Here is an 18,686-nt window from a genome sequence, read left to right on the forward strand (position 1 = left end):
TTGAAAGGGTGCGTCAAGGACCCGCCGCTGTGGCGGCGGGCCCTTGATCGGCTTTAGAAGAAGCCGAGCTTGTTTTCTGAGTGGCTGACCAGCAGGTTCTTGGTCTGCTGGTAGTGGTCCAGCATCATCGAGTGGTTTTCCCGTCCGATGCCGGAGGACTTGTACCCGCCGAACGCGGCCCCGGCCGGGTAGGCGTGGTAGTTGTTGACCCACACGCGGCCGGCCTGGATTTCCCGCCCGGCGCGGTAGGCGACGTTGCCGTTGCGGGACCAGACGCCGGCACCGAGGCCGTACAGGGTGTCGTTGGCGATGCTGATGGCGTCGTTGTAGTCGCTGAACCGCGCCACTGAGACGACAGGACCGAAGATTTCCTCCTGGAAGATCCGCATCTTGTTGTTGCCCTCGAAGATGGTCGGCTGCACGTAGAAGCCACCGGCCAAGTCTCCGTCGAGCTCCGTCTGGTTCCCGCCGGCGAGGATGTTGGCGCCTTCCTGGAGCCCGATGTCGATGTAGGAGAGGATCTTCTCCATCTGGCCTACGGACGCCTGAGCCCCGATCTGGGTTGTGGTGTCCAGCGGGTTGCCCTGGATGATCTGCTGCGTCCGGGCCACGGCGTCGGCCATGAAGGAATCGTAAATGCCGTCCTGGACGAGGGCGCGTGATGGGCTGCTGCAGACTTCGCCCTGGTTGAAGGCATACAGAGTGAAGCCCTCCAATGCCTTGTCGTAGAAGGCATCGTTGGTGTCGGCGACGTCGTTGAAGAAGATGTTGGGGCTCTTGCCGCCGAGCTCGAGGGTGACCGGGATCAGGTTTGCGCTGGCGTACTGGCTGATCAGTCGTCCGGTGGAGGTTTCGCCGGTGAAGGCGATCTTGCGGATACGCGGGCTGGAGGCCAGCGGCTTGCCGACCTCCGAGCCGAAGCCGTTGACGATGTTCAGCAGGCCGGCGGGCAGCAGGTCCGCGATGAGTTCGGCCAGCACCAGGATGGAGGCCGGGGTGTTGGACGCGGGCTTGAGGACGACGGCGTTGCCCGCGGCGAGGGCCGGAGCCATTTTCCAGACCGCCATGAGAATGGGGAAGTTCCAGGGAATGATCTGGCCCACGACGCCGAGCGGCTCGTGGAAGTGGTAGGCGGTGGTGTCGTCGTCAAGCTGGGACAGCGTGCCCTCCTGGGCCCGGATGGCGGAGGCGAAGTAGCGGAAGTGATCCGCCGCGAGCGGGATGTCCGCGTTGAGGGTTTCGCGGATCGGCTTGCCGTTGTCCCAGGATTCGGCGACGGCGAGCATCTCGGTGTTCGCATCGATGCGGTCGGCGATCTTGTTCAGGACGGCCGCGCGCTCGGTAGCCGAGGCCTTGCCCCAGGACGGAGCGGCTCTATGGGCGGCATCAAGCGCCAGCTCAACGTCCGCGGCTGCGCCTCGGGCAACCTCAGTGAATTGCTTGCCGTTCACCGGGGAGACGTTCTCGATGTACTGGCCGGTGGTAGGAACCACCCATTCGCCGCCGATCCAGTTCTCGTAGCGGTCCTTGAACTGGACCTTGGATCCTTCTTGGCCTGGCTGGACATAAACAGTCATGGTTACTCCTCATGGAAAACAGACGTCTTCGTCCTGGCCGCAATCCTAGAACTTCATAGGTTGCGGCCACGCTGCAGCGGGGGCTGTCAGCTGCTCCTTGGCCCTCCGCTGAGCGGCATCTGCCGGCCATCGATAAGCTCGCTGTGTCGGCACGCGTTGGCGCCCATGCATCAGAGGAGGGGACCGTGATTCTGTTTCTGACGATTGTGAGCGGCCTGGCCTGGACCGTGGTCTACGTCGATGCCATCCGGATCGGCTTCAGGGACAGGAGCTACGCGATCCCGGCCGCCGCGCTGGCGCTGAATTTCTCTTGGGAGGCCATTTACGCCGCCCGCTCCATCGCGACCGGAATTACCGCGCAGGGTGTCTTCAACATCGCGTGGGGACTCGCCGACGTCGTGATTGTGTACACCTTCCTGAAGTTCGGCCGCTCCGAGCTTCCGGCTTGGGTGACCCGGCGGCTCTTCATCGGCTGGGCGCTCCTGCTGGGCGTCACGTCCTTCGCCGTGCAGCTGCTGTTCGTCGCCGAGTTCGGCTGGGACCACGCGGCCCGCTATGCGGCCTTCCTGCAGAACCTGCTGATGTCCGGGCTGTTCATCGCGATGTTCGCCGCCCGCGGCGGCACCCGGGGGCAGACCCTGCTGATCGCAGTGGCCAAGTGGATCGGCACGCTGGCTCCCACGGTGGCGTTCGGCTGGCTGGGGAACTCGGCGCTGATCCTGGGCCTCGGCCTGTTGTGCAGCGTCTTTGATCTGGCGTACATCGGGCTTGTCTGGCGGGCCCGGCGCCCCGTGCTCCAGGCCGGGCCACAGCTGTCCAGGCGGTGACCTTCGGCCCTTTTCCGGAGCAACCGGGACCTGCCAGAGTGGCGGTTATGGCCATGGACGCTGTCGTCAAAACCGTGCACGGCACGCTGCGCGGTGCGGAGGCCGACGGCGTCCGCACCTTCCTGGGCGTCCCCTTCGCGGCACCGCCGACCGGGGCGAACAGGCTCCTCCCGCCGCAGCCGGTGGAGCCGTGGACCGGCGTCCGGGACGCCACGGGCTACGGGGATTCGCCTCCCCAGGTTGCTCCGCCCGTCAGCGCGGGTTTCGACTGGGACACCGGCCTCAGCGGAGGCGACTGCCTGAACCTGAACATCTGGACTGCCAGTGCCGGCGCGGCCGGGCTGCCCGTGATGGTTTGGATCCAGGGCGGCGCGTTCGAATTCGGATCAACGGCGGCCTATGACGGCCGGAACTTCGCCCGCGACGGAGTCGTGTGCGTCGTGATCAACTGGCGCGTGGGCGCCGACGGGTTCCTTTACCTCGACGATGGGCACGCCAACGTGGGCCTGCTCGATCAGATTGCGGCCCTTGAGTGGGTTCGGGACAACATCGCGGACTTCGGCGGCGACCCCGGAAACGTAACTGTCTTTGGCGAGTCGGCAGGAGCGATGAGCATCGGCGTCCTTCTCTCCATTCCCCGGGCCGAGGGCCTGTTCCAGCGGGCCATCCTGCAGAGCGGGGCAGCCCACCATGTGCTCCCCTCCCCGGCCGCCGAACGGATCGGACGGTCCCTCGCCGAGAAACTCGGGGTTCCGCAGACCCGCGAGGCCATTGCCGCCGTCCCGGTCAAACGGCTCCTGACGGCGCAGAGGGAGCTCAAGGCTGAACTGCTGGCGCACCCGGACCCCGGGCATTGGGGCCACGACGTGGTGGCAAGCCTGATGCCGTGGCAGCCGGTGATCGACGGAGACGTCATTCCGCGCCGTCCGATCGACCGGATCGCTGCCGGGGCCGGCGCGCACGTCGACATAATCGTAGGAACGAACACCGAGGACTGGAAACTCTTCCTGGCCATCACCGGCGTGCTCGCCAGGGTTACGGAAGAGAGCCTGGGCGGAGCGGACAACATTGAAGGGTTCCCCCCGCCCGCCGCCTACGGTCTCCCGGTCCAGGCTGCGCTTGAGGCGTATCGCGCCCATTACCCCGGCGCCGCCCCCGGCGAACTTCTGGCCGCGGTGCAGACTGACTGGTGGGTACGGATCCCGGCGATCCGCCTGGCCGAGGCTCACGCGAACGCGGCGCGCGCCGGCGCGGGAACTTACATGTACGAGTTCGCCTGGGCCGCGCCGGGCCTCGGCGCGGTCCATGCCGTGGAGGTGCCGTTTGTTTTTGACACCCTGGACACACACGCCCGGCTGTTCGGGCCGCTCCTGGGCGAGAATCCCCCGCAGGAACTGGCCGATGCCATGCACGCCGCCTGGGTGTCCTTCGCCACCACCGGCGACCCCGGTTGGCCGGAATACGAACCCGCCAGCAGGGTCGCTATGCGTTTCGACGTTGCTCAGGGCGTGGTGAATGACCCCCGGTCCTGGGAACGCGCCCTCTGGGACGGCATCCGCTAGCCGGCCGCGCCCGTGTGCCCGGCCTCGCCTGTGACTGCTGCCGGGCCGTCGTAGGAGAGGTTTTCGTAGTCGGTGTCGTCCGCCTCGTCGAGCATGTCGTCGAGTTCCTTCAGCAGCCACGGATTGATTCGGGCCAGGATTTTCCGGGTTTCCTCGACAGGGACGGCGGCGTAGAGCACCGGCCGGGCGTCGTCGTAGCGGGTGACCGGGGGCTTGTCCGGCCACTTTTCGGCCAGCGCCTTGACCCGTTCGGGCAGCGAATTGTGCGCGTTGTCGGCAATCTTCACCAGCGTGGCGTCGTGGTCCTCGGCGATGTACCGGATGCCGGCCTGGTAGTCGTCCGGGTTCTCATGCAGGCGCTTCGTGACCCGTTCGATGATGTCCACGGCGCGCTCGGAGACACCCATGTCCAGCAGTGCCTGCCGTGTCACAGGGGTGTCCTCGGCGATGTCGTGGAGGTAACCGGCGATCCGGATGTCGTCGTCGAAGTCCGCCAGGGCATCCCCGACGGCGAGCACATGATCCCGATAGGGCCGCTTGAGCTTGTCCTTCTGCCGGTTGTGGGCCACCTCGGCCAGGACCTTGGCTGTCTCGACAGTGAAGCGGGGCTGGGGGTGTGCGGGCTCGGTCATGAATCCAGCCTACGCGCCGCGGCTGTCCGTCCGGGCCCCGATGCCGGTTCCCGGACGTGTTCCCGGATGCGCTCCCGGCATGCCGGGCCACACCCAGGGTTCGCGTGGCAGGGCGGCCGGGTCGAAGACGGCCAGCGCATGTTCCAGTGGGCCGGGCGGGAGGCCGACGGATGCCAGCAGCGTGTCCCGGACCTGGTCCGCGGTCACGCCGGCCAGCGCGAGGTCGGCGAGGGTGACGGCGCCGTCGCGCTTGGCCAGCCGGGCGCCGTCGGCGTTCAGTACCAGCGGCACGTGCGCATATTCCGGAACAGGCATATTCAAAAGCGACGCCAAATACGCCTGCCGCGGCGTGGACGGCAGCAGATCGTCGCCGCGGACCACCTGGTCGATGCCCTGGGCGGCATCGTCCACCACCACGGCCAGGTTGTAGGCGGTCACGCCGTCGTTACGCCGGAGCACGAAATCGTCAACCACCCCCGTGTAATTGCCGTGGAGCATGTCCCGCACAGTCGCCTCAGCGACGGCGGAACGGAGCCGGACAGCCGGCGGCCGGGCGTCCCGTTTGGCCTCCCGTTCGGCGCCGGTGAGGTTCCGGCACGTCCCCGGGTAGGCGCCCAGCGGAGCGTGCGGCGCGGACGGTGCTTCCTGGATTTCGCGGCGGGTGCAAAAGCACTCGTAGGTCAGACCGGCCGCCGTCAGCTGCGCGATCGCCTCGGCATACAGGTGCTCGCGGTCCGTCTGGCGCACAACGCCGCCGTCCCAGCTCACGCCGACCGCCGCAAGGTCGCGGAGCTGCTCGGCCTCGGCGCCGGCCCGGGCACGGTCCAGGTCCTCCACGCGCATCAGGAACCGCCGCCCCGAGGACCGGGCGAAGAGCCACGCCAGGATGGCCGTCCGGAGGTTGCCCACGTGCAGTTCGCCGGAGGGACTGGGGGCGAAGCGGCCAGCTGAGGTCATGGGACAAGCCTATGCGGAACAGCACAAGAGCCCCTCAGCTACCGATGACTTCGGGAAATCCGACGTCGGTGGCTCAGGGGCTCTTGCCGCGTGGTGGCGCGTTGTGCGGAGTGACGATGCGTGAACAAGAGTCAGTCAGCGGCGGGTTCCTTGCGGGAGCCTCATCCAGGGTCCGGGTGGTGTGCCGGGGTGTCCGTAGCCTTCGGGATCGTGGCGGTGGTCTCGTTCCCTTTGTTGTCACCATTTGAGCAGAAGCCCTACAGTTGGTGCAACGGACCGGCGCTGGAGTAGCCAATCTGATCAACTACGCCCGGGACAGTGAACAGGAAGTGGTCATTTTGCAAGAACTCGACGCGACGGACCGGCGGATCCTCGCCGCGCTGGACGACGATCCCCGCGTGCCGGTCATGGTGCTGGCGCAGAAGCTGGGCTTGGCCCGCGGAACGGTCCAGTCCCGCCTGGAGCGGATGTCGGCGTCGGGCGCGCTCCGTCCGAACAGCAGCCGGGTGCTGCCGTCCGCCCTGGGCAGGGGCGTGGCGGCCGCGGTGAGCGCGGAACTGGATCAGAGCCACCTCAACGAGGCGATCGCTGCCCTGCGCAATATCCCGGAAGTGCTCGAATGCCACGCCCCGGCCGGCGACACCGATCTCCTGATCCGGGTGGTGGCCAAGAGCCCGGACGATCTCTACCGCGTGTCCGAGGAAATCCGGCTGTGCCCCGGGATCGTCCGGACCTCAACGAGCATGTTCCTGCGCGAGGTTATTCCCTACCGGACCACGGGACTACTCGGCGCCTGAACGCCTCGTCGGGTCCGGCACCCCCGGCCTACCAGTCTTGGTTTAGACCGGCGGCCCGGCGTTGGCCTTCAGGTTCTTCATGACCAGCGTTGACGTCAGGCGTTCGACGCCGGGCAGTGAGGTCAGTTCGCTGTCGTAGAAACGCTGGTAAGAAGGGAGGTCCTCCGCTATGACCTTGAGCAGGTAGTCCGGTGATCCGAAGAGCCGCTGGGCCTCCACGATGTTGGGATTGTCGGCCACCCGGTTCTCGAAGATCTCCATCGTGGAACGGTCCACCTGCCGCAGGGTCACGAACACGATCGCCTCGAAGCCGAGCCCCACGGCGGCCGGATCAATGTCCGCCCGGTAGCCCCGGATGATCCCGGCGGCCTCCAGATCCCGCAGCCGGCGATGGCACGGCGCCACGGTCAGCCCGACCTTGGCCGCCAGGGCCGTAGCAGTCATTCGGCCATCCGATCGGAGGTAACGCAAAATACTTCTGTCAATGTTGTCGATCACGCAATTATCTTACCCAAAAGCCGCGATTCTTCAGTAAATACGCGAACACTTCCGGGCCAAAATTGCCTAGAGTTTTCCTTGTACCCGCTACGAGGTGCCGCACCCCTGGAGCCCGCCATGAACCCCCAGCTTTTCCTCGCCTTCCTGGTTGTCGCCGTCGCACTGGCATGCACCCCCGGCGTCGACTGGGCCTATTCGATCGCGGCCGGGCTCAGGCAGCGCAGCTTCGCACCCGCCGTCGCCGGGCTCTGCGGCGGCTACGCTGTCCACACGGCGCTCCTGGTGCTGGGACTGGCGGCATTGCTGGCCGGGATGCCCGGCGTGCTCGGCTGGCTGACGGCCGCGGGCGCCCTCTACCTGCTCTGGCTGGGCTTCAGCACCCTACGGTCCTGGCGTGGCGCCAGCTTCAGCACCGGCACGGCTGCCTCCGGTGCGGCCGCGCCGGCGAGCCAGTTCCGGATCTTCCTCCAGGGCATGGGCATCAGCGGGATCAATCCCAAGGGCCTGTTGTTCTTCGTGGCCTTGGTGCCGCAGTTCGTCAGCCCTGACGCCGCGTTGCCGGTTCCGGTCCAGTCGGGGCTTCTCGGGCTGACTTTCGTCCTGCTCGTGGGCGTCATCTACAGCTGCGTGGCACTCCTGGCGCGGAAATTGCTGCAGGCCAGGCCGGGCGCAGCACGCCAGGTGACGCTGGCCAGCGGAATCATCATGCTGATCCTGGGCGCCCTGCTGCTCGGCGAACAGATCGTGCCCGCCGTCAGCGCAGCCATGAACCGAGCGTGACGGCAGGAATCCCGGCTACTTGCGCTGCATGTACCACTCGGTGAAGGACGACGCGCGGCCGTCCGCGGTCAACTGGATGACCCACAGGTTGTCGTAGCTTCGGCTGTTGCCCCGGTAGGTTGTCAGGCCCTGCACGAACGCCCGGCCGCCGTCGACCCCCAGCAGCTTCCACTCAAACGTCCAGTCATCCGGCTCATCGCGCCCGGCAAGCCAGTGCTCGACAATATCGTCCCGGCCCCGCCACGGTTCGGCTTCCTGGGGGCTGGTTGCATAGACGGCATCCTCGGTGAACAGGGCCCGGATGTCCTCGGGATCGTTCGTCGTCCACGCCGTGATGTAGTGCTGCATCCAGCGCTCCACCGCATCTCTCATGCCTCGGTTGTACTCCCCGCCAAAGGGGCCCGCAAGAGTAGTCGATACGTGTATTTGGCCACGATCGGGCGCGGAACATTGTCAGTGGTCGTCAGTGCGACCGTATTCGCGGTCCCAGAGTTCGTGCATTTCCGCGTCCTTGCGGATGGCCTTCACGGCCTCCAGCTGAGCCGGTTTGTGGCGCTGCCATTCCCGGGACCCGAGGGTTTTGCGGCCCGCGTCCAGGAGGAGCAGGGCAGTGTCCGTCAGCGCGTCACTGCGGAGGGTGAAGTCTGTCTTCCTGCGCCGCAGGACTTCCTGCAGGGCTGAACGGGAAGCGGTGTAGGCTCCGAGCCTGCGCAGGGAACGCGCGCGGACCAGCAGCAGCGCGGCGGCCAGATCGTCCGCGTTCAGCAGCCCCTCGGTCTCCGCCACTACGTCAACGTCGCGTCCCAGCTCAGCCTCAAGAGAACAGCGGGCCAGGGCCAGCGGCAGCGACGGCGGCAGGCCGGCAAGTGCCGCAAGCGCCGCCTCCGCCTGGCCGGTCTCGCGCAGTGAATGTGACAGGGCCAGGAACACGGCCTCCTCGCTGAAGAGCACCGGAACCTCGATCCGCTCCGCCACCTCCACCCTCGTGACGACGCCGGCCAGGTACGCGGCGGCATAGCGGTTGGCGTCCTCGTCGTTCCGCAGGCTCAGGCCATGCTGCAGCAGCTCGGACGCGCGCAGATGCCCGCCGTGGGAGTACGCCAGCAGCCCGGCCATGAGGTAACAGACTCCGGCCCAGCCGGGGTAGGCGCGGGCCAGGGTGATCAGGCGGTCCGGATCGGTGCTGCCGAAGACGGCGGAGTGCACGGCTTTCAGTCTCTTGGCGGACGCCCGGCCTCCCACCCTGCCCAGGCGGGGCACCCCACCCTCGGCGGCCAGCGTCCCTGGGGCCCGGCCCGCCATGAGTCCGGTCACCACTGAGCCCACGTTGCCGGCCAGGCCGCGGACGGGCGTCCGGACCACTGCCTTGCGGAAGGGCGTCAGGTCGCGGGTGTCCGTGTACGGCCTCCGCTGGTGGTCGGGAATTTGGTCGTCGGGAATTTGGCCGATGGGAATGCGGCCGTCGGGAATGCGGGGGGCGGATTCGCCAGGTCTGGCGCTCATGCCCCCATGGTAGTAGGCTCCGGCGGGCCGCTGCTAGGCGGCCGCAGCCACCCAGAGGCCGATCACCCAAGTGCTCGCGGCGAGGCACGCGAGGCCGAATTCCACGATCATGCCAAAGCCCGTGGCCTTCAGCGCGGCCCAGCTCGAGGCCACCGCCGTGCCGAACACGCGGGTGCGCTGCAGCTCGCTGAGCAGGAGTCCGGCGGCGAAGCCCACGAAGAGCCCCACCACGGGGATGATGAACATGCCGGCCACGCCCAGCACCAGGCCCACCACCACGGAACGGCTGGGGATGCTGTGCTCTTTTAGCTTCCGGCCGGTCAGGACGGCGCTGGCGGCCATGCCGGCCAGGACGAACACCAGTCCGATCCCAAAGACCACCCAGCCGGTGGTTCCGGCGCCGCCCCACAGTGCCCAGGCCAGCAGGCTCGCCCCGATCAGCATGCTGCCGGGCAGGACGGGAATGATGGTCCCGGCCACGCCCACCAGGATGGCGAGGCCGCAGAGCACAGTCACCAGAGTCTCGGGGTTCATTTGCCCAGTCTAGGCGGGGAACGGACCCCACCAGGTTCGCCAACGGCGGCGCTCCCCCAAGGGCAGCGCCGCCGTCACCGTGTGGGCCGCAGTGTGCGGATCTACTCGGCTTCGACCGCCGCGGCGACTGCAGCGGAGACTGCGGGGGCCACGCGCGGATCCAGCGGGCTGGGCACGATGTAGTCCGCGGAAAGGTCGTCCTCGGCCAGTTCTGCGATGGCCCGGGCCGCGGCGAGCTTCATGGCCGGCGTGATCCGGCGGGCGCCGGCGTCGAGGGCGCCGCGGAAAATGCCGGGGAACGCCAGGACGTTGTTGATCTGGTTCGGGAAGTCGCTGCGCCCGGTGGCGACCACAGCCGCGTACTTGCTCGCGACCTCCGGCAGGACTTCCGGGTCCGGGTTGGACAGGGCGAACACGATCGAGCTGTGGTTCATCAGCTTCAAGTGCTCTTCGTCCAGCTTTGCGGAGGAGACACCGACGAATACGTCGGCCCCGAGCAGCGCCTCACCCGGTCCGCCGACCACTCCCCGCGGATTGCTGCGGGCTGCGAGCTGGGCCTTCTTGCTTGCCGGATCGGCGGCGATGTCCGCGCGGTCCTTGCTGATCGTGCCGCGGGAGTCCAGGAGGACGACGTCGCCGATCCCGGCCGTCAGCAGGATTTCGGCGACGGCGATCCCGGCCGCCCCGGCACCGGAGACCACCACGCGCAGGCTGTCGAGCGTCCTACCTGTCACCTTGGCGGCATTGGTCAGGGCGGCGAGGACCACGACGGCGGTGCCGTGCTGGTCATCGTGCATGACCGGGCAGTCCAGTGCCTCGATGAGTTTTTCCTCGAGTTCGAAGCAGCGGGGCGCGGCGATGTCCTCGAGGTTGACGGCGCCGAAGCTGGGGCGGAGCCGGACAAGTGTCTCGATGATTTCATCGACGTCGGTGGTGTTGAGGACCAGCGGGATGGAGTCGAGTTCTCCGAAGGCCTTGAAGAGCGCGGACTTGCCCTCCATCACGGGCAGCGAGGCGCTGGCGCCGATGTTGCCCAGACCCAGCACGGCCGTGCCGTCGCTGACCACCACCACAAGGCGCTGGGCCCACGTGAGCGTCTTGGCGAGCTCCGGGTTGGCGTGGATGGCGCGGCTGACCTGGGCGACGCCGGGCGTGTAGGCAATGGAGAGATCGCGCTTGCTGGCGAGCGGGACGGTGCTGGAAATCGAAAGCTTGCCGCCCTCGTGGGATGCGAAGATTTCCTCGTCGCTGAGCACGGCTACTGCCTCAGCCGGGGAGGTGGAATCGGCGGGAATGATCGTTTCAGTGGACACGTCGTTGTCTCCTGGGACTCACCGTGGGCGCACGGCTCATGGAAGCTCAAGCAGGGGTGCTCAAGTTGGTCTGGCTGGGGCGGCGGCGACCAGAGGTGGCGGTCGCCGGTGGAGCCCCCCGATTTGCTGGCGTCAGCCGAATCCGGTCCAGCAATCGTAAACAAGGCATCGTGCCGGTTACGCCGCGCGGCAGACGTGATGCGCCGTGATGAAACGTTTCCCCACAGCTTTAAGTGACCCACATCACGCGCAAGAGGGACTTTTTCGGGTCAATGGTCTAGACCGGTTACGCGGCTTGCGGGGTTCGCTGCAGAAGCGAGCAGGCCTTCTTCAGGTCCCCCTCCGCTTCGAAGAGGGACAGCCGGCGGCAGCGGACGGCCTGGACCAGTCCCGTAACCGTCAGCAGCAGCACCCGGGCCACTGCGGCGTCGCCGCACGCTGCCGTCACTGCCTTCTCGGCTGTCGCATCGATCTCACGGAGCAGCCGCGTGGTGTCGGTGTCCTTGACGTAGACCGCGCGGTTAAGCGCCTGCTCCACGGCGGGCTGCATCAGGCGCATATGGAAGATCTCCATCACCACTCCGGCGAGGGCCTGGGCCGCCACTTTTCCCGCCTCCGGCGAACTCGCCGCGAGCAGTTCGCCCAATTGTTTGCGGTATAGCGCCAGAACCAGCTGGGTGGAGGACGGGAAATAGCGGTACAGCGTCCCCAGCGGCACGTCCGCTTTGGCGGCCACCTCGGAAAGGACCACGGATTCCAGGCCCTTGCGGGCAAACCCCGCGGCAACGTCAAGGATCCGCACGTACCGGAGCCGTTGCCGGGGCAGAGTAGGGGGAGGGGCCATCGGTGGAAGATCTGAGTGTAAATCAGGCATCAGCAGCGTTCCGGGGGGTCGTTTTTCTCGGCAGCCGGGCGCGATCCGCCCACCGCGCTGCCGCGGCAATTCCCGTCCACTATACGCCACGAAACCGGGCGTCCGGCTAGTCGGCCGGGGCCCCGGAAGCCCCTTGAGCGGGGACCCGCGGCTCAGTCCACGCCCTTGATCTTCACCACGAACACGGCGCCGAGAAGCCCAATCACGGCGGCCGCGACATACAGCGCAACATAGCCGCCCCAGAGGGCCACAAAGGGATACGCGATCAGCGGGGCAAGCACTTGCGGCAGCGAATTGGCGATGTTGATGACGCCCAGGTCCTTGCCCCGGTTCAGGGCAGTGGGCAGCACTTGGGTGATGAGGGCGAAGTCCACCGCGAGATAGCAGCCGAAGCCGATGCCGAGCACAGACGCGCCGATCAGCGCGCCCGGCCAGGTGGGGGCGAACGCAAGAATGAGGGAGGCCGCTGCGATCACTGCGGAGGAGATGACGACCAGCGGCTTCCGGCGGCCCATCCGGTCGCTCACCCGGCCGCCGATCACGCTGGTGACGATCACCATGACCGCATACAGGCCCGTGAGGATCAGGACGCCAAACTCGGGCTCGATGCCCTGGGTTTCGCGGACCCGGACGGCGTCGTTGAGGAAGAACAGCAGGTAGAGGGTGACCATGTGGTTGCCGATGTTCACCAGCAGCCGCGTCAGCCAGGCCCAGGCAAAATCCGGGTGGCGGGCCGGGGAAATCCAAAAGCCCCGCACAAAACCGGCCAGGCCGAACCGCGGACGGGCCTGCGCGGGCAGAGGAATGTCGTCGTTCTTGAAGTAATAGAGCACGACGCCGGCCAGCAGCGCCACCGCGCACACCACGTATCCGGCGGCGAAGTTTCCCGTGACGGCGGCGGCGATCACCGCGCCGATGAGTATCCCGACCGTCTGGCCCATGGCGGCCAGTCCACCCACCGTGCCGCGCTGCGGGACCGGCACCCGGTCCGGGATGGCGGCGGTGATGGCGGCGTAGGCACCGTTGCAGCCGGCCTGCACGAGGCACCAGAGCAGCGTCATGATGGCGACGTTCGGCGCCCCGGCCAGCGCGATAAGGGCTGCGGCGCCAAGGACCGCCCCGAACAGCACCCACGGCACGCGGCGGCCCATCCGGGAGGTGGTGCGGTCGCTGAAGGCGCCGAAGAGGGGGTTGGCCACGAGCGATACCGCGGCGCCGGCGCCCGTCACAAGGGCGAGGATGGCTTCCTTGTCCCCTTCACTGAACGCGGCCGCCTGTTGGCCGAGCAGCACCTGGATCGGGCCGAAGAACGCCGCATTGATGCCCAGGTTGACCAGGACCACGCCGGCGGTCCAGACCGGGCGGACACGCCGTTCCGGCTCGGCAAGCGCCGCCGACGTCGGAGCTGCGCTCGGTAGGTCGGACAAGCTCATGTGGTTCCCCCCGGAACTGGCGACTCAGGCTGATGATCTGTCTGGGGCCAGACTATCGTGGGGATCAAGATCCGCCGTCTACGTTTCAGCCAGGGAGAACCAGTGAACGCATCCGCCGTCAACACCGCCGACCTCTACGATGAGCGCGGCGAGGAGCTCAGCTCCTTGGCCATGCAGTTCCAGTCCCTCGGCGGCCGGTCGCACTTCAGCGGGCCGGTCCGGACCATTCGGTGCTTCGAGGACAACGCGCTGGTCAAGTCGGTGCTGGCCACTGCCGGCAACGGCTCCGTGCTGGTGGTCGACGGCGCCGGCTCCCTCCGCACGGCGTTGATGGGGGACATGATCGCGGCGAGTGCCGTCGCAAACGGCTGGGCCGGCGTCGTTATCAACGGCGCCATTCGGGACCGGCTCGCTATCGCGGGGCTGCCGCTCGGGGTCAAGGCGCTGGGCAGCAACCCGCGCAAGAGCGCCAAGGAAGGCGCCGGGGCCATCGACGTGCCCCTGGAGATCGACGGCGTGGCCATCCGCCCCGGTGCGATGATCTGGTGCGACCCGGACGGAATCCTGGTCGAACGCTGAGGCTTTCTTCTCTGAGGTCATTTTTCGCCGGGGACATTTTTCGCAGGCGAGGTAGTGGCGGGAACATTTGAGCCAGTAACATAGTTACTGAAAGCAACTATCCGCTTGATCCCCACCCTTCACCTTGGAGCAGTCATGTCCAAAGCCACCTCCGCGCGCGCCGCTGGAGAGGTCCTGACCCACCGTCAGACCATCACCGTCATGGTGGGACTCATGCTCGGCATGTTCCTGTCCTCGCTGGACCAGACGATCGTGTCCACCTCGATCTACACGATCGCCAACGACCTCGACGGCCTTTCCCTGCAGGCCTGGGCCACCACCGCGTACCTCATCACCTCCACGGTGAGCACGCCGCTTTACGGCAAGCTCAGCGACATCTTCGGACGCCGCCCGTTGTACCTCATCGCCATCCTGATCTTCCTCGTCGGCTCGCTCTACGCCGGCTCGGTCCACTCCATGACGGAGCTCGCCATCGCCCGCGGCATCCAGGGCATGGGCGCCGGCGGCCTGCTGGCCCTCGCCCTGACCATCATCGGCGACATCGTGGCACTCAAGGACCGCGCCAAGTACCAGGGCTACTTCATGTCGGTCTTCGGCATCTCCTCGGTCCTGGGCCCCGTGATCGGCGGCGCCTTCGCCGGCACCGAGACCATCCTCGGAATCGACGGCTGGCGCTGGGTGTTCCTGATCAACATCCCGATCGGCCTGGCCGCCCTGACGGTGGTCTTCATGTACCTGCACCTCCCGGCCAAGCATGTGAAGCAGAAGATCGACTACTGGGGCGCGGCCGCCATCACGCTGGCGATCGTTCCGCTCCTTCTCGTCGCCGAACAGGGACGCAGCTGGGGCTGGAGCTCCGCCAACTCCTACCTCTGCTACGGCCTGGGCGTCGTAGGCATCATCGCGTTCCTGCTGGCCGAACGGCATGCCGCCGACTACGCGCTGATCCCGCTCCGGCTGTTCCAGAACATGACGTTCGGCCTGTCCTCGCTGCTGAACTTCATCATCGGCATCGGCATGTTCGGCGCCATCGCAATGCTTCCCATGTACCTGCAGCTAGTCAAGGGCCTGACGCCCACGGAGGCCGGCCTCATGATGATCACCTTCACGGTGGGCATCCTTACGGGCTCCATCACGGCCGGCCGGACCATCTCGGCGTCGGGCACGTACCGGATCTTCCCGATCCTTGGCACGGCGGTCCTGACCGCGGCCGCCGTCGTGATGGGCCTTTCCCTCGGCGTCGACACGCCGCTGTGGGTACCGGGCGCCATCGCCGTGTTCTTCGGTCTGGGCCTGGGCTTCTGCATGCAGCCGCTGACGCTGGCCATGCAGGTCTCCGTTCCGTCGAAGGACATGGGTGTGGGCACCTCCTCCGCCGCGTTCTTCCGCTCCATGGGCGGTGCGGTGGGCACGGCCGTGTTCATCTCCATGCTCTTCAGCCTCGCGGCGGACAAGATCGCCACGGGCATGAAGGACGCCGCGCAGAGTGCGGACTACCTCAAGGTGCTCAAGGACCCGGCCGTGGCTGCAGACCCTGCCAACGCAAAGCTTTACGAGTTCTTCAAAAACGGTGCCAGCAACGATTCGCTGAACGACACCAGCTGGTTGCACACCGCCAACCCGACACTGACCCGCCCCATCACCGAGGGCTTCGCGCAGTCGATCGACGCCGTCATGCTCACGGCCGCCGTACTGACCGGCATCGCCTTCCTGATCACCTTCGCCCTGCCGAACAAGAAACTCACGGACCCGAAAGTGGCCGCCAGGGAAGTCGCCACGGCCGCAGCCCACTAGGGCGGTTCCGACCGCTGGAACACGAACACGGCAGTACACGTCACGGCAGGCAGTCTTCTGGACTGCCTGCCGCCGTCGTCTGCCGTAAAACCGGGCCGCCAGACCGGGCCGCCGGACGGGGTGCCCGACGCCGAAAGCCTGCTCTGCGTGACGCCTTCGGTTCCGGCCCGGCAGGCGCAGCCGACGGCACCGGCAAAGTGTATGTTTCGTCTCACTTTCCGGTGGTTGTGACAGGCGGCACGCCGGGTCCGGTGTAAGACTGGGTAGTTGCGGCGAAGGCCGTGGACCGCGAACTGCCAAGGGAGCCGTATGACCATCACCCAGGACCAGACCGCCGCCAAGATCCCGAAACGGGTCATTTGGCTGGCCGTGGCGGGCGCCGTCGGCGGCTTCCTCTTCGGCTTTGACTCCTCCGTCGTCAACGGCGCCGTCGACGCGATCAAGGACGAATTCGCCCTCAGCGAGGCCGTGACCGGCTTCGCCGTCGCCGTGGCCCTCCTCGGCTGCGCGGCAGGCGCCTACCTGGCCGGCAAGGTAGCCGACCGCTACGGCCGGATCCCGGCCATGAAGCTGGGCGCGCTGCTGTTCCTCGTCAGCGCCATCGGCACGGGGTTCGCGTTCGGCGTCTGGGACCTGATCTTCTGGCGCCTGGTGGGCGGGCTCGGCATCGGCCTGGCCTCCGTGATCGCTCCGGCCTACATTTCCGAGATCTCCCCCCGCCACGTCCGTGGCCGCCTGGCCTCGCTGCAGCAGCTGGCGATCACCACCGGCATCTTCGCCGCCCTCCTCTCCGACGCCCTGTTCGCGACGTCGGCCGGCGGCGCCGACCAGGCCCTCTGGTTTGGTTTGGAAGCGTGGCGCTGGATGTTCATGGCCGCCGCCGTCCCCGCCGTCGCTTACGGCTGGATCGCGTACACCCTGCCCGAATCGCCGCGCTTCCTGGTCTTCCAGGGCAAGAACGAGGAAGCCCTCAAGGTCTTCAAGTCGATCGCCCCGAACGAGGACTCGGACCGGCACCTGCGCGACATCAAGAAGGCGATCGACGAGGACAAGCTCGCCGGCCAGAAGGGATCCCTGCGCGGCAAGGCCCTGGGCCTGCAGCCGGTGGTCTGGATCGGCATCATCTTGTCCGTGCTGCAGCAGTTCGTCGGCATCAACGTGATCTTCTACTACTCCACCACCCTGTGGAAGGCCGTGGGCTTCCAGGAAAAGGATTCGCTCACCATCTCCGTGGCCACCGCCATCACCAACATCCTGGTGACGCTCGTCGCGATCGCCCTGGTGGACCGGATCGGCCGCCGTCCCATCATGCTGGCCGGCTCCATCGGCATGGCCCTCTCGCTGGGCACCATGGCCCTCGCTTTCAGCTCGGCCACCGGGTCCGGGGACGCGATCTCGCTGCCCGGCGCGTGGGGTCCGGCCGCGCTGGTCGCCGCCAACGTCTTCGTCATCAGCTTCGGCGCCTCCTGGGGCCCGCTGGTGTGGGTGCTGCTGGGCGAGATCTTCCCGGCCCGCATCCGCGGCCGCGCCCTGGGCCTGGCCGCGGCCGCACAGTGGACCGCCAACTTCGCCATCACCCTGAGCTTCCCCGTCATGGCCGCGGCCTCGCTGCCGTTGACGTACGCCATGTACGCGCTGTTCGCGGCCGCGTCGTTCTTCTTCGTGATGTTCAAGGTGCCGGAGACCAACGGCATGTCCTTGGAACAGGCCGAAACCCTGTTCGTCCCGAAGGGTTCAGCCAAGGAGTCCGCCCAAGACTCCGCGAAGGAGTCCGCCAGGGCCTGAGCCGGCGCCGTGTGAGGTCGCCGCTGCACTCAGCGACGTGAGGTAGCGGCGGCCGCCGAAGACCACGGCAATCGCGGCAACCATGGCCAGCGCGCCGGCGAAGAAGGGCACCTGCGGGCCGAAGTGCTCGCCCAGCTGCGCGGCGGCAAAGGGTGCCAGGGCGCCGCCCATCCAGCGCACGAAGTTGTAGCCGGCGGAGGCCACCGGCCGCGGCGAATCGGAAACGCCCATGGCCAGCTCCGTGTAGATGGTGTTGTTGACGCCTAGGAGCGCACCGGAAATGACCACGAGGACGACGACGGCGGGCACCGAGTGCCCGGCGGCCAGGCCCAGTCCCACGAGGTCCAGCATCAGCAGGACCAGTGTGCCGATGAGGACCCGGACTGCTCCGAAGCGGTTCTGCAGCACGGGGGCGGCAAACACCGAGAAGACAGCGACGGCGACACCCCAGCCGAAGAACACGCCGCCGATTCCGTAGGCGTCCATGCCCAGGATGAAGGGCGTGAAGGCGAGGACGGTGAAGAAGCCGTAATTGTAGAACAGGCCGCTGGCCGCCGTCGTCCGCAGACCCCTGTGACCCAGGGCCAGCAGCGGATCCCGGAGCCGGACCTTCCGCTCGGGCAGCGGGGTCTTGGGCAGCAGCGCAATGAGCGCGATGAAGGCGGAGGCCATCAGCACGGCGGTGCCGAAGAACGGGGCGCGCCACTGCCAGCCGCCAAGCAAAGCACCCAGGAGCGGGCCGAGGGAAATTCCCAGGCCAAGGGCGGCCTCGTACAGGATGATCGCCGTGCCGGGACCACCGCTGGCGACGCCGACTATCACCGCCAGTGCCGTGGCCACGAACAAGGCGTTGCCCAGTCCCCAGCCGGCCCGGAAGCCGATGAGCTCAGCCACACTGCCCGACGTGCCGGACAGCGAGGCGAACACGACAATCACCGCCAGGCCAATCAGCAGCGTCCGCTTCCCGCCGATCCGGGAGGAGACGTAGCCGGTGATCAGCATGGCGACGGCGGTGACCAGGAAATAGCTCGTAAAGAGCAGCGAAACCTGGCTCGGGGAGGCGTCCAGGTTTTTGGCGATCGCCGGCAGGATGGGGTCCACCAGCCCGATGCCCATGAAGGCGAACACCGCCGCGAGGGCCGTCGCCCACACCGCCTTGGGCTGTTTGAGCAGCGAGGCCTTCTCGGCCTCGAGGGTAACTTCGGCTGCCGGCAAGGTGTCGGCGGGGTGGCCGTACATGG

General features: G+C 67.3%; 18 protein-coding genes. 7 read left to right on the forward strand and 11 right to left on the reverse strand.

Features of this window, described 5'->3' with window-relative positions:
- Nucleotides 1-53: 53 nt before the first annotated feature.
- The gene (gene exaC / locus AC1DR1_RS01370; protein ID WP_476992087.1) at nt 54-1,577 is read right to left on the reverse strand and encodes an acetaldehyde dehydrogenase ExaC; all 1,524 of its coding nucleotides are present in this window, start codon (nt 1,575-1,577) and stop codon (nt 54-56) included.
- A gap of 185 nt (nt 1,578-1,762) precedes the next feature.
- Here exaC and AC1DR1_RS01375 point away from each other — a divergent pair, with 185 nt between their 5' ends.
- Together AC1DR1_RS01375 and AC1DR1_RS01380 are read left to right on the forward strand one after the other, a co-directional pair.
- Complete coding sequence (locus tag AC1DR1_RS01375) at nt 1,763-2,404, forward strand: transmembrane-type terpene cyclase (protein ID WP_229991988.1); 642 nt, start codon at nt 1,763-1,765, stop codon at nt 2,402-2,404.
- Between the two features lie 47 nt (nt 2,405-2,451).
- A complete protein-coding gene (locus AC1DR1_RS01380; protein WP_476992088.1) occupies nt 2,452-3,966 on the forward strand; it encodes a carboxylesterase/lipase family protein in 1,515 nt (504 codons plus the stop codon).
- Here the strand turns inward: AC1DR1_RS01380 and AC1DR1_RS01385 are convergent.
- Together AC1DR1_RS01385 and gluQRS are read right to left on the reverse strand one after the other, a co-directional pair.
- Nucleotides 3,963-4,598 (reverse strand): HD domain-containing protein, encoded by a 636-nt coding sequence (locus AC1DR1_RS01385; protein ID WP_229991986.1) that lies wholly within the window; start codon nt 4,596-4,598, stop codon nt 3,963-3,965. The two genes, AC1DR1_RS01380 and AC1DR1_RS01385, sit on opposite strands and share 4 nt — an antisense overlap.
- A gap of 9 nt (nt 4,599-4,607) precedes the next feature.
- Nucleotides 4,608-5,555, reverse strand: a complete 948-nt coding sequence (gluQRS, locus tag AC1DR1_RS01390; RefSeq protein ID WP_476992089.1) for a tRNA glutamyl-Q(34) synthetase GluQRS — start codon at nt 5,553-5,555, stop codon at nt 4,608-4,610.
- Nucleotides 5,556-5,893: 338 nt separating this feature from the next.
- Here gluQRS and AC1DR1_RS01395 point away from each other — a divergent pair, with 338 nt between their 5' ends.
- Nucleotides 5,894-6,352: an Lrp/AsnC family transcriptional regulator gene (locus AC1DR1_RS01395; protein WP_026266767.1), complete on the forward strand. Its 459-nt coding sequence runs from the start codon at nt 5,894-5,896 to the stop codon at nt 6,350-6,352.
- A 42-nt stretch (nt 6,353-6,394) separates the two neighbouring features.
- Here AC1DR1_RS01395 and AC1DR1_RS01400 read toward each other — a convergent pair whose 3' ends face one another.
- A complete protein-coding gene (locus AC1DR1_RS01400) occupies nt 6,395-6,850 on the reverse strand; it encodes an Lrp/AsnC family transcriptional regulator (protein WP_364746522.1) in 456 nt (151 codons plus the stop codon).
- A gap of 117 nt (nt 6,851-6,967) precedes the next feature.
- Between AC1DR1_RS01400 and AC1DR1_RS01405 the strand changes: the two genes are divergently transcribed.
- Nucleotides 6,968-7,630 (forward strand): LysE family translocator, encoded by a 663-nt coding sequence (locus AC1DR1_RS01405; protein WP_229991983.1) that lies wholly within the window; start codon nt 6,968-6,970, stop codon nt 7,628-7,630.
- 15 nt (nt 7,631-7,645) lie between these two features.
- Here the strand turns inward: AC1DR1_RS01405 and AC1DR1_RS01410 are convergent, their stop codons facing one another.
- The 6 genes from AC1DR1_RS01410 to AC1DR1_RS01435 form a co-directional block, all read right to left on the reverse strand.
- The gene (locus AC1DR1_RS01410; protein WP_229991982.1) at nt 7,646-8,002 is read right to left on the reverse strand and encodes a nuclear transport factor 2 family protein; all 357 of its coding nucleotides are present in this window, start codon (nt 8,000-8,002) and stop codon (nt 7,646-7,648) included.
- 81 nt (nt 8,003-8,083) lie between these two features.
- On the reverse strand, nt 8,084-9,133 hold the full coding sequence (locus tag AC1DR1_RS01415; RefSeq protein WP_229991981.1) for a hypothetical protein: 1,050 nt from the start codon (nt 9,131-9,133) through the stop codon (nt 8,084-8,086).
- Between the two features lie 33 nt (nt 9,134-9,166).
- Entirely contained in the window at nt 9,167-9,667 is a 501-nt protein-coding gene (locus AC1DR1_RS01420; RefSeq protein WP_476967321.1) for a DUF456 domain-containing protein, read from the reverse strand.
- Between the two features lie 101 nt (nt 9,668-9,768).
- Nucleotides 9,769-10,962, reverse strand: a complete 1,194-nt coding sequence (locus AC1DR1_RS01425) for an NAD(P)-dependent malic enzyme (RefSeq protein WP_414645519.1) — start codon at nt 10,960-10,962, stop codon at nt 9,769-9,771.
- Nucleotides 10,963-11,266: 304 nt separating this feature from the next.
- Complete coding sequence (locus tag AC1DR1_RS01430; protein ID WP_229991978.1) at nt 11,267-11,854, reverse strand: TetR/AcrR family transcriptional regulator; 588 nt, start codon at nt 11,852-11,854, stop codon at nt 11,267-11,269.
- A 152-nt stretch (nt 11,855-12,006) separates the two neighbouring features.
- Nucleotides 12,007-13,287: an MFS transporter gene (locus tag AC1DR1_RS01435; protein WP_476967320.1), complete on the reverse strand. Its 1,281-nt coding sequence runs from the start codon at nt 13,285-13,287 to the stop codon at nt 12,007-12,009.
- 102 nt (nt 13,288-13,389) lie between these two features.
- Between AC1DR1_RS01435 and rraA the strand changes: the two genes are divergently transcribed.
- The 3 genes from rraA (at nt 13,390) to AC1DR1_RS01450 (ending at nt 17,445) form a co-directional block, all read left to right on the forward strand.
- Nucleotides 13,390-13,866 (forward strand): ribonuclease E activity regulator RraA, encoded by a 477-nt coding sequence (rraA, locus tag AC1DR1_RS01440; protein ID WP_476967319.1) that lies wholly within the window; start codon nt 13,390-13,392, stop codon nt 13,864-13,866.
- A 135-nt stretch (nt 13,867-14,001) separates the two neighbouring features.
- On the forward strand, nt 14,002-15,660 hold the full coding sequence (locus tag AC1DR1_RS01445; RefSeq protein WP_229991975.1) for an MDR family MFS transporter: 1,659 nt from the start codon (nt 14,002-14,004) through the stop codon (nt 15,658-15,660).
- A gap of 309 nt (nt 15,661-15,969) precedes the next feature.
- Complete coding sequence (locus tag AC1DR1_RS01450) at nt 15,970-17,445, forward strand: sugar porter family MFS transporter (RefSeq protein ID WP_476992090.1); 1,476 nt, start codon at nt 15,970-15,972, stop codon at nt 17,443-17,445.
- Here AC1DR1_RS01450 and AC1DR1_RS01455 read toward each other — a convergent pair.
- Complete coding sequence (locus tag AC1DR1_RS01455) at nt 17,395-18,684, reverse strand: MFS transporter (RefSeq protein WP_476967317.1); 1,290 nt, start codon at nt 18,682-18,684, stop codon at nt 17,395-17,397. The genes AC1DR1_RS01450 and AC1DR1_RS01455 overlap by 51 nt on opposite strands.
- Nucleotides 18,685-18,686: the final 2 nt, after the last annotated feature.

It is taken from the genome of Arthrobacter sp. P4_F10, assembly GCF_056401435.1.

Excerpts from the sequence above, each read along its gene's own strand:
- exaC (WP_476992087.1), bottom strand. The coding sequence starts at position 1,577 with ATGACTGTTTATGTCCAGCCAGGCCAAGAAGGATCCAAGGTCCAGTTC.
- AC1DR1_RS01380 (WP_476992088.1), top strand. The coding sequence starts at position 2,452 with ATGGCCATGGACGCTGTCGTCAAAACCGTGCACGGCACGCTGCGCGGT.
- AC1DR1_RS01385 (WP_229991986.1), bottom strand. The coding sequence starts at position 4,598 with ATGACCGAGCCCGCACACCCCCAGCCCCGCTTCACTGTCGAGACAGCC.
- gluQRS (WP_476992089.1), bottom strand. The coding sequence starts at position 5,555 with ATGACCTCAGCTGGCCGCTTCGCCCCCAGTCCCTCCGGCGAACTGCAC.
- AC1DR1_RS01405 (WP_229991983.1), top strand. The coding sequence starts at position 6,968 with ATGAACCCCCAGCTTTTCCTCGCCTTCCTGGTTGTCGCCGTCGCACTG.
- AC1DR1_RS01410 (WP_229991982.1), bottom strand. The coding sequence starts at position 8,002 with ATGAGAGATGCGGTGGAGCGCTGGATGCAGCACTACATCACGGCGTGG.
- AC1DR1_RS01415 (WP_229991981.1), bottom strand. The coding sequence starts at position 9,133 with ATGAGCGCCAGACCTGGCGAATCCGCCCCCCGCATTCCCGACGGCCGC.
- AC1DR1_RS01420 (WP_476967321.1), bottom strand. The coding sequence starts at position 9,667 with ATGAACCCCGAGACTCTGGTGACTGTGCTCTGCGGCCTCGCCATCCTG.
- AC1DR1_RS01430 (WP_229991978.1), bottom strand. The coding sequence starts at position 11,854 with ATGCCTGATTTACACTCAGATCTTCCACCGATGGCCCCTCCCCCTACT.
- AC1DR1_RS01435 (WP_476967320.1), bottom strand. The coding sequence starts at position 13,287 with ATGAGCTTGTCCGACCTACCGAGCGCAGCTCCGACGTCGGCGGCGCTT.
- AC1DR1_RS01445 (WP_229991975.1), top strand. The coding sequence starts at position 14,002 with ATGTCCAAAGCCACCTCCGCGCGCGCCGCTGGAGAGGTCCTGACCCAC.
- AC1DR1_RS01450 (WP_476992090.1), top strand. The coding sequence starts at position 15,970 with ATGACCATCACCCAGGACCAGACCGCCGCCAAGATCCCGAAACGGGTC.
- AC1DR1_RS01455 (WP_476967317.1), bottom strand. The coding sequence starts at position 18,684 with ATGTACGGCCACCCCGCCGACACCTTGCCGGCAGCCGAAGTTACCCTC.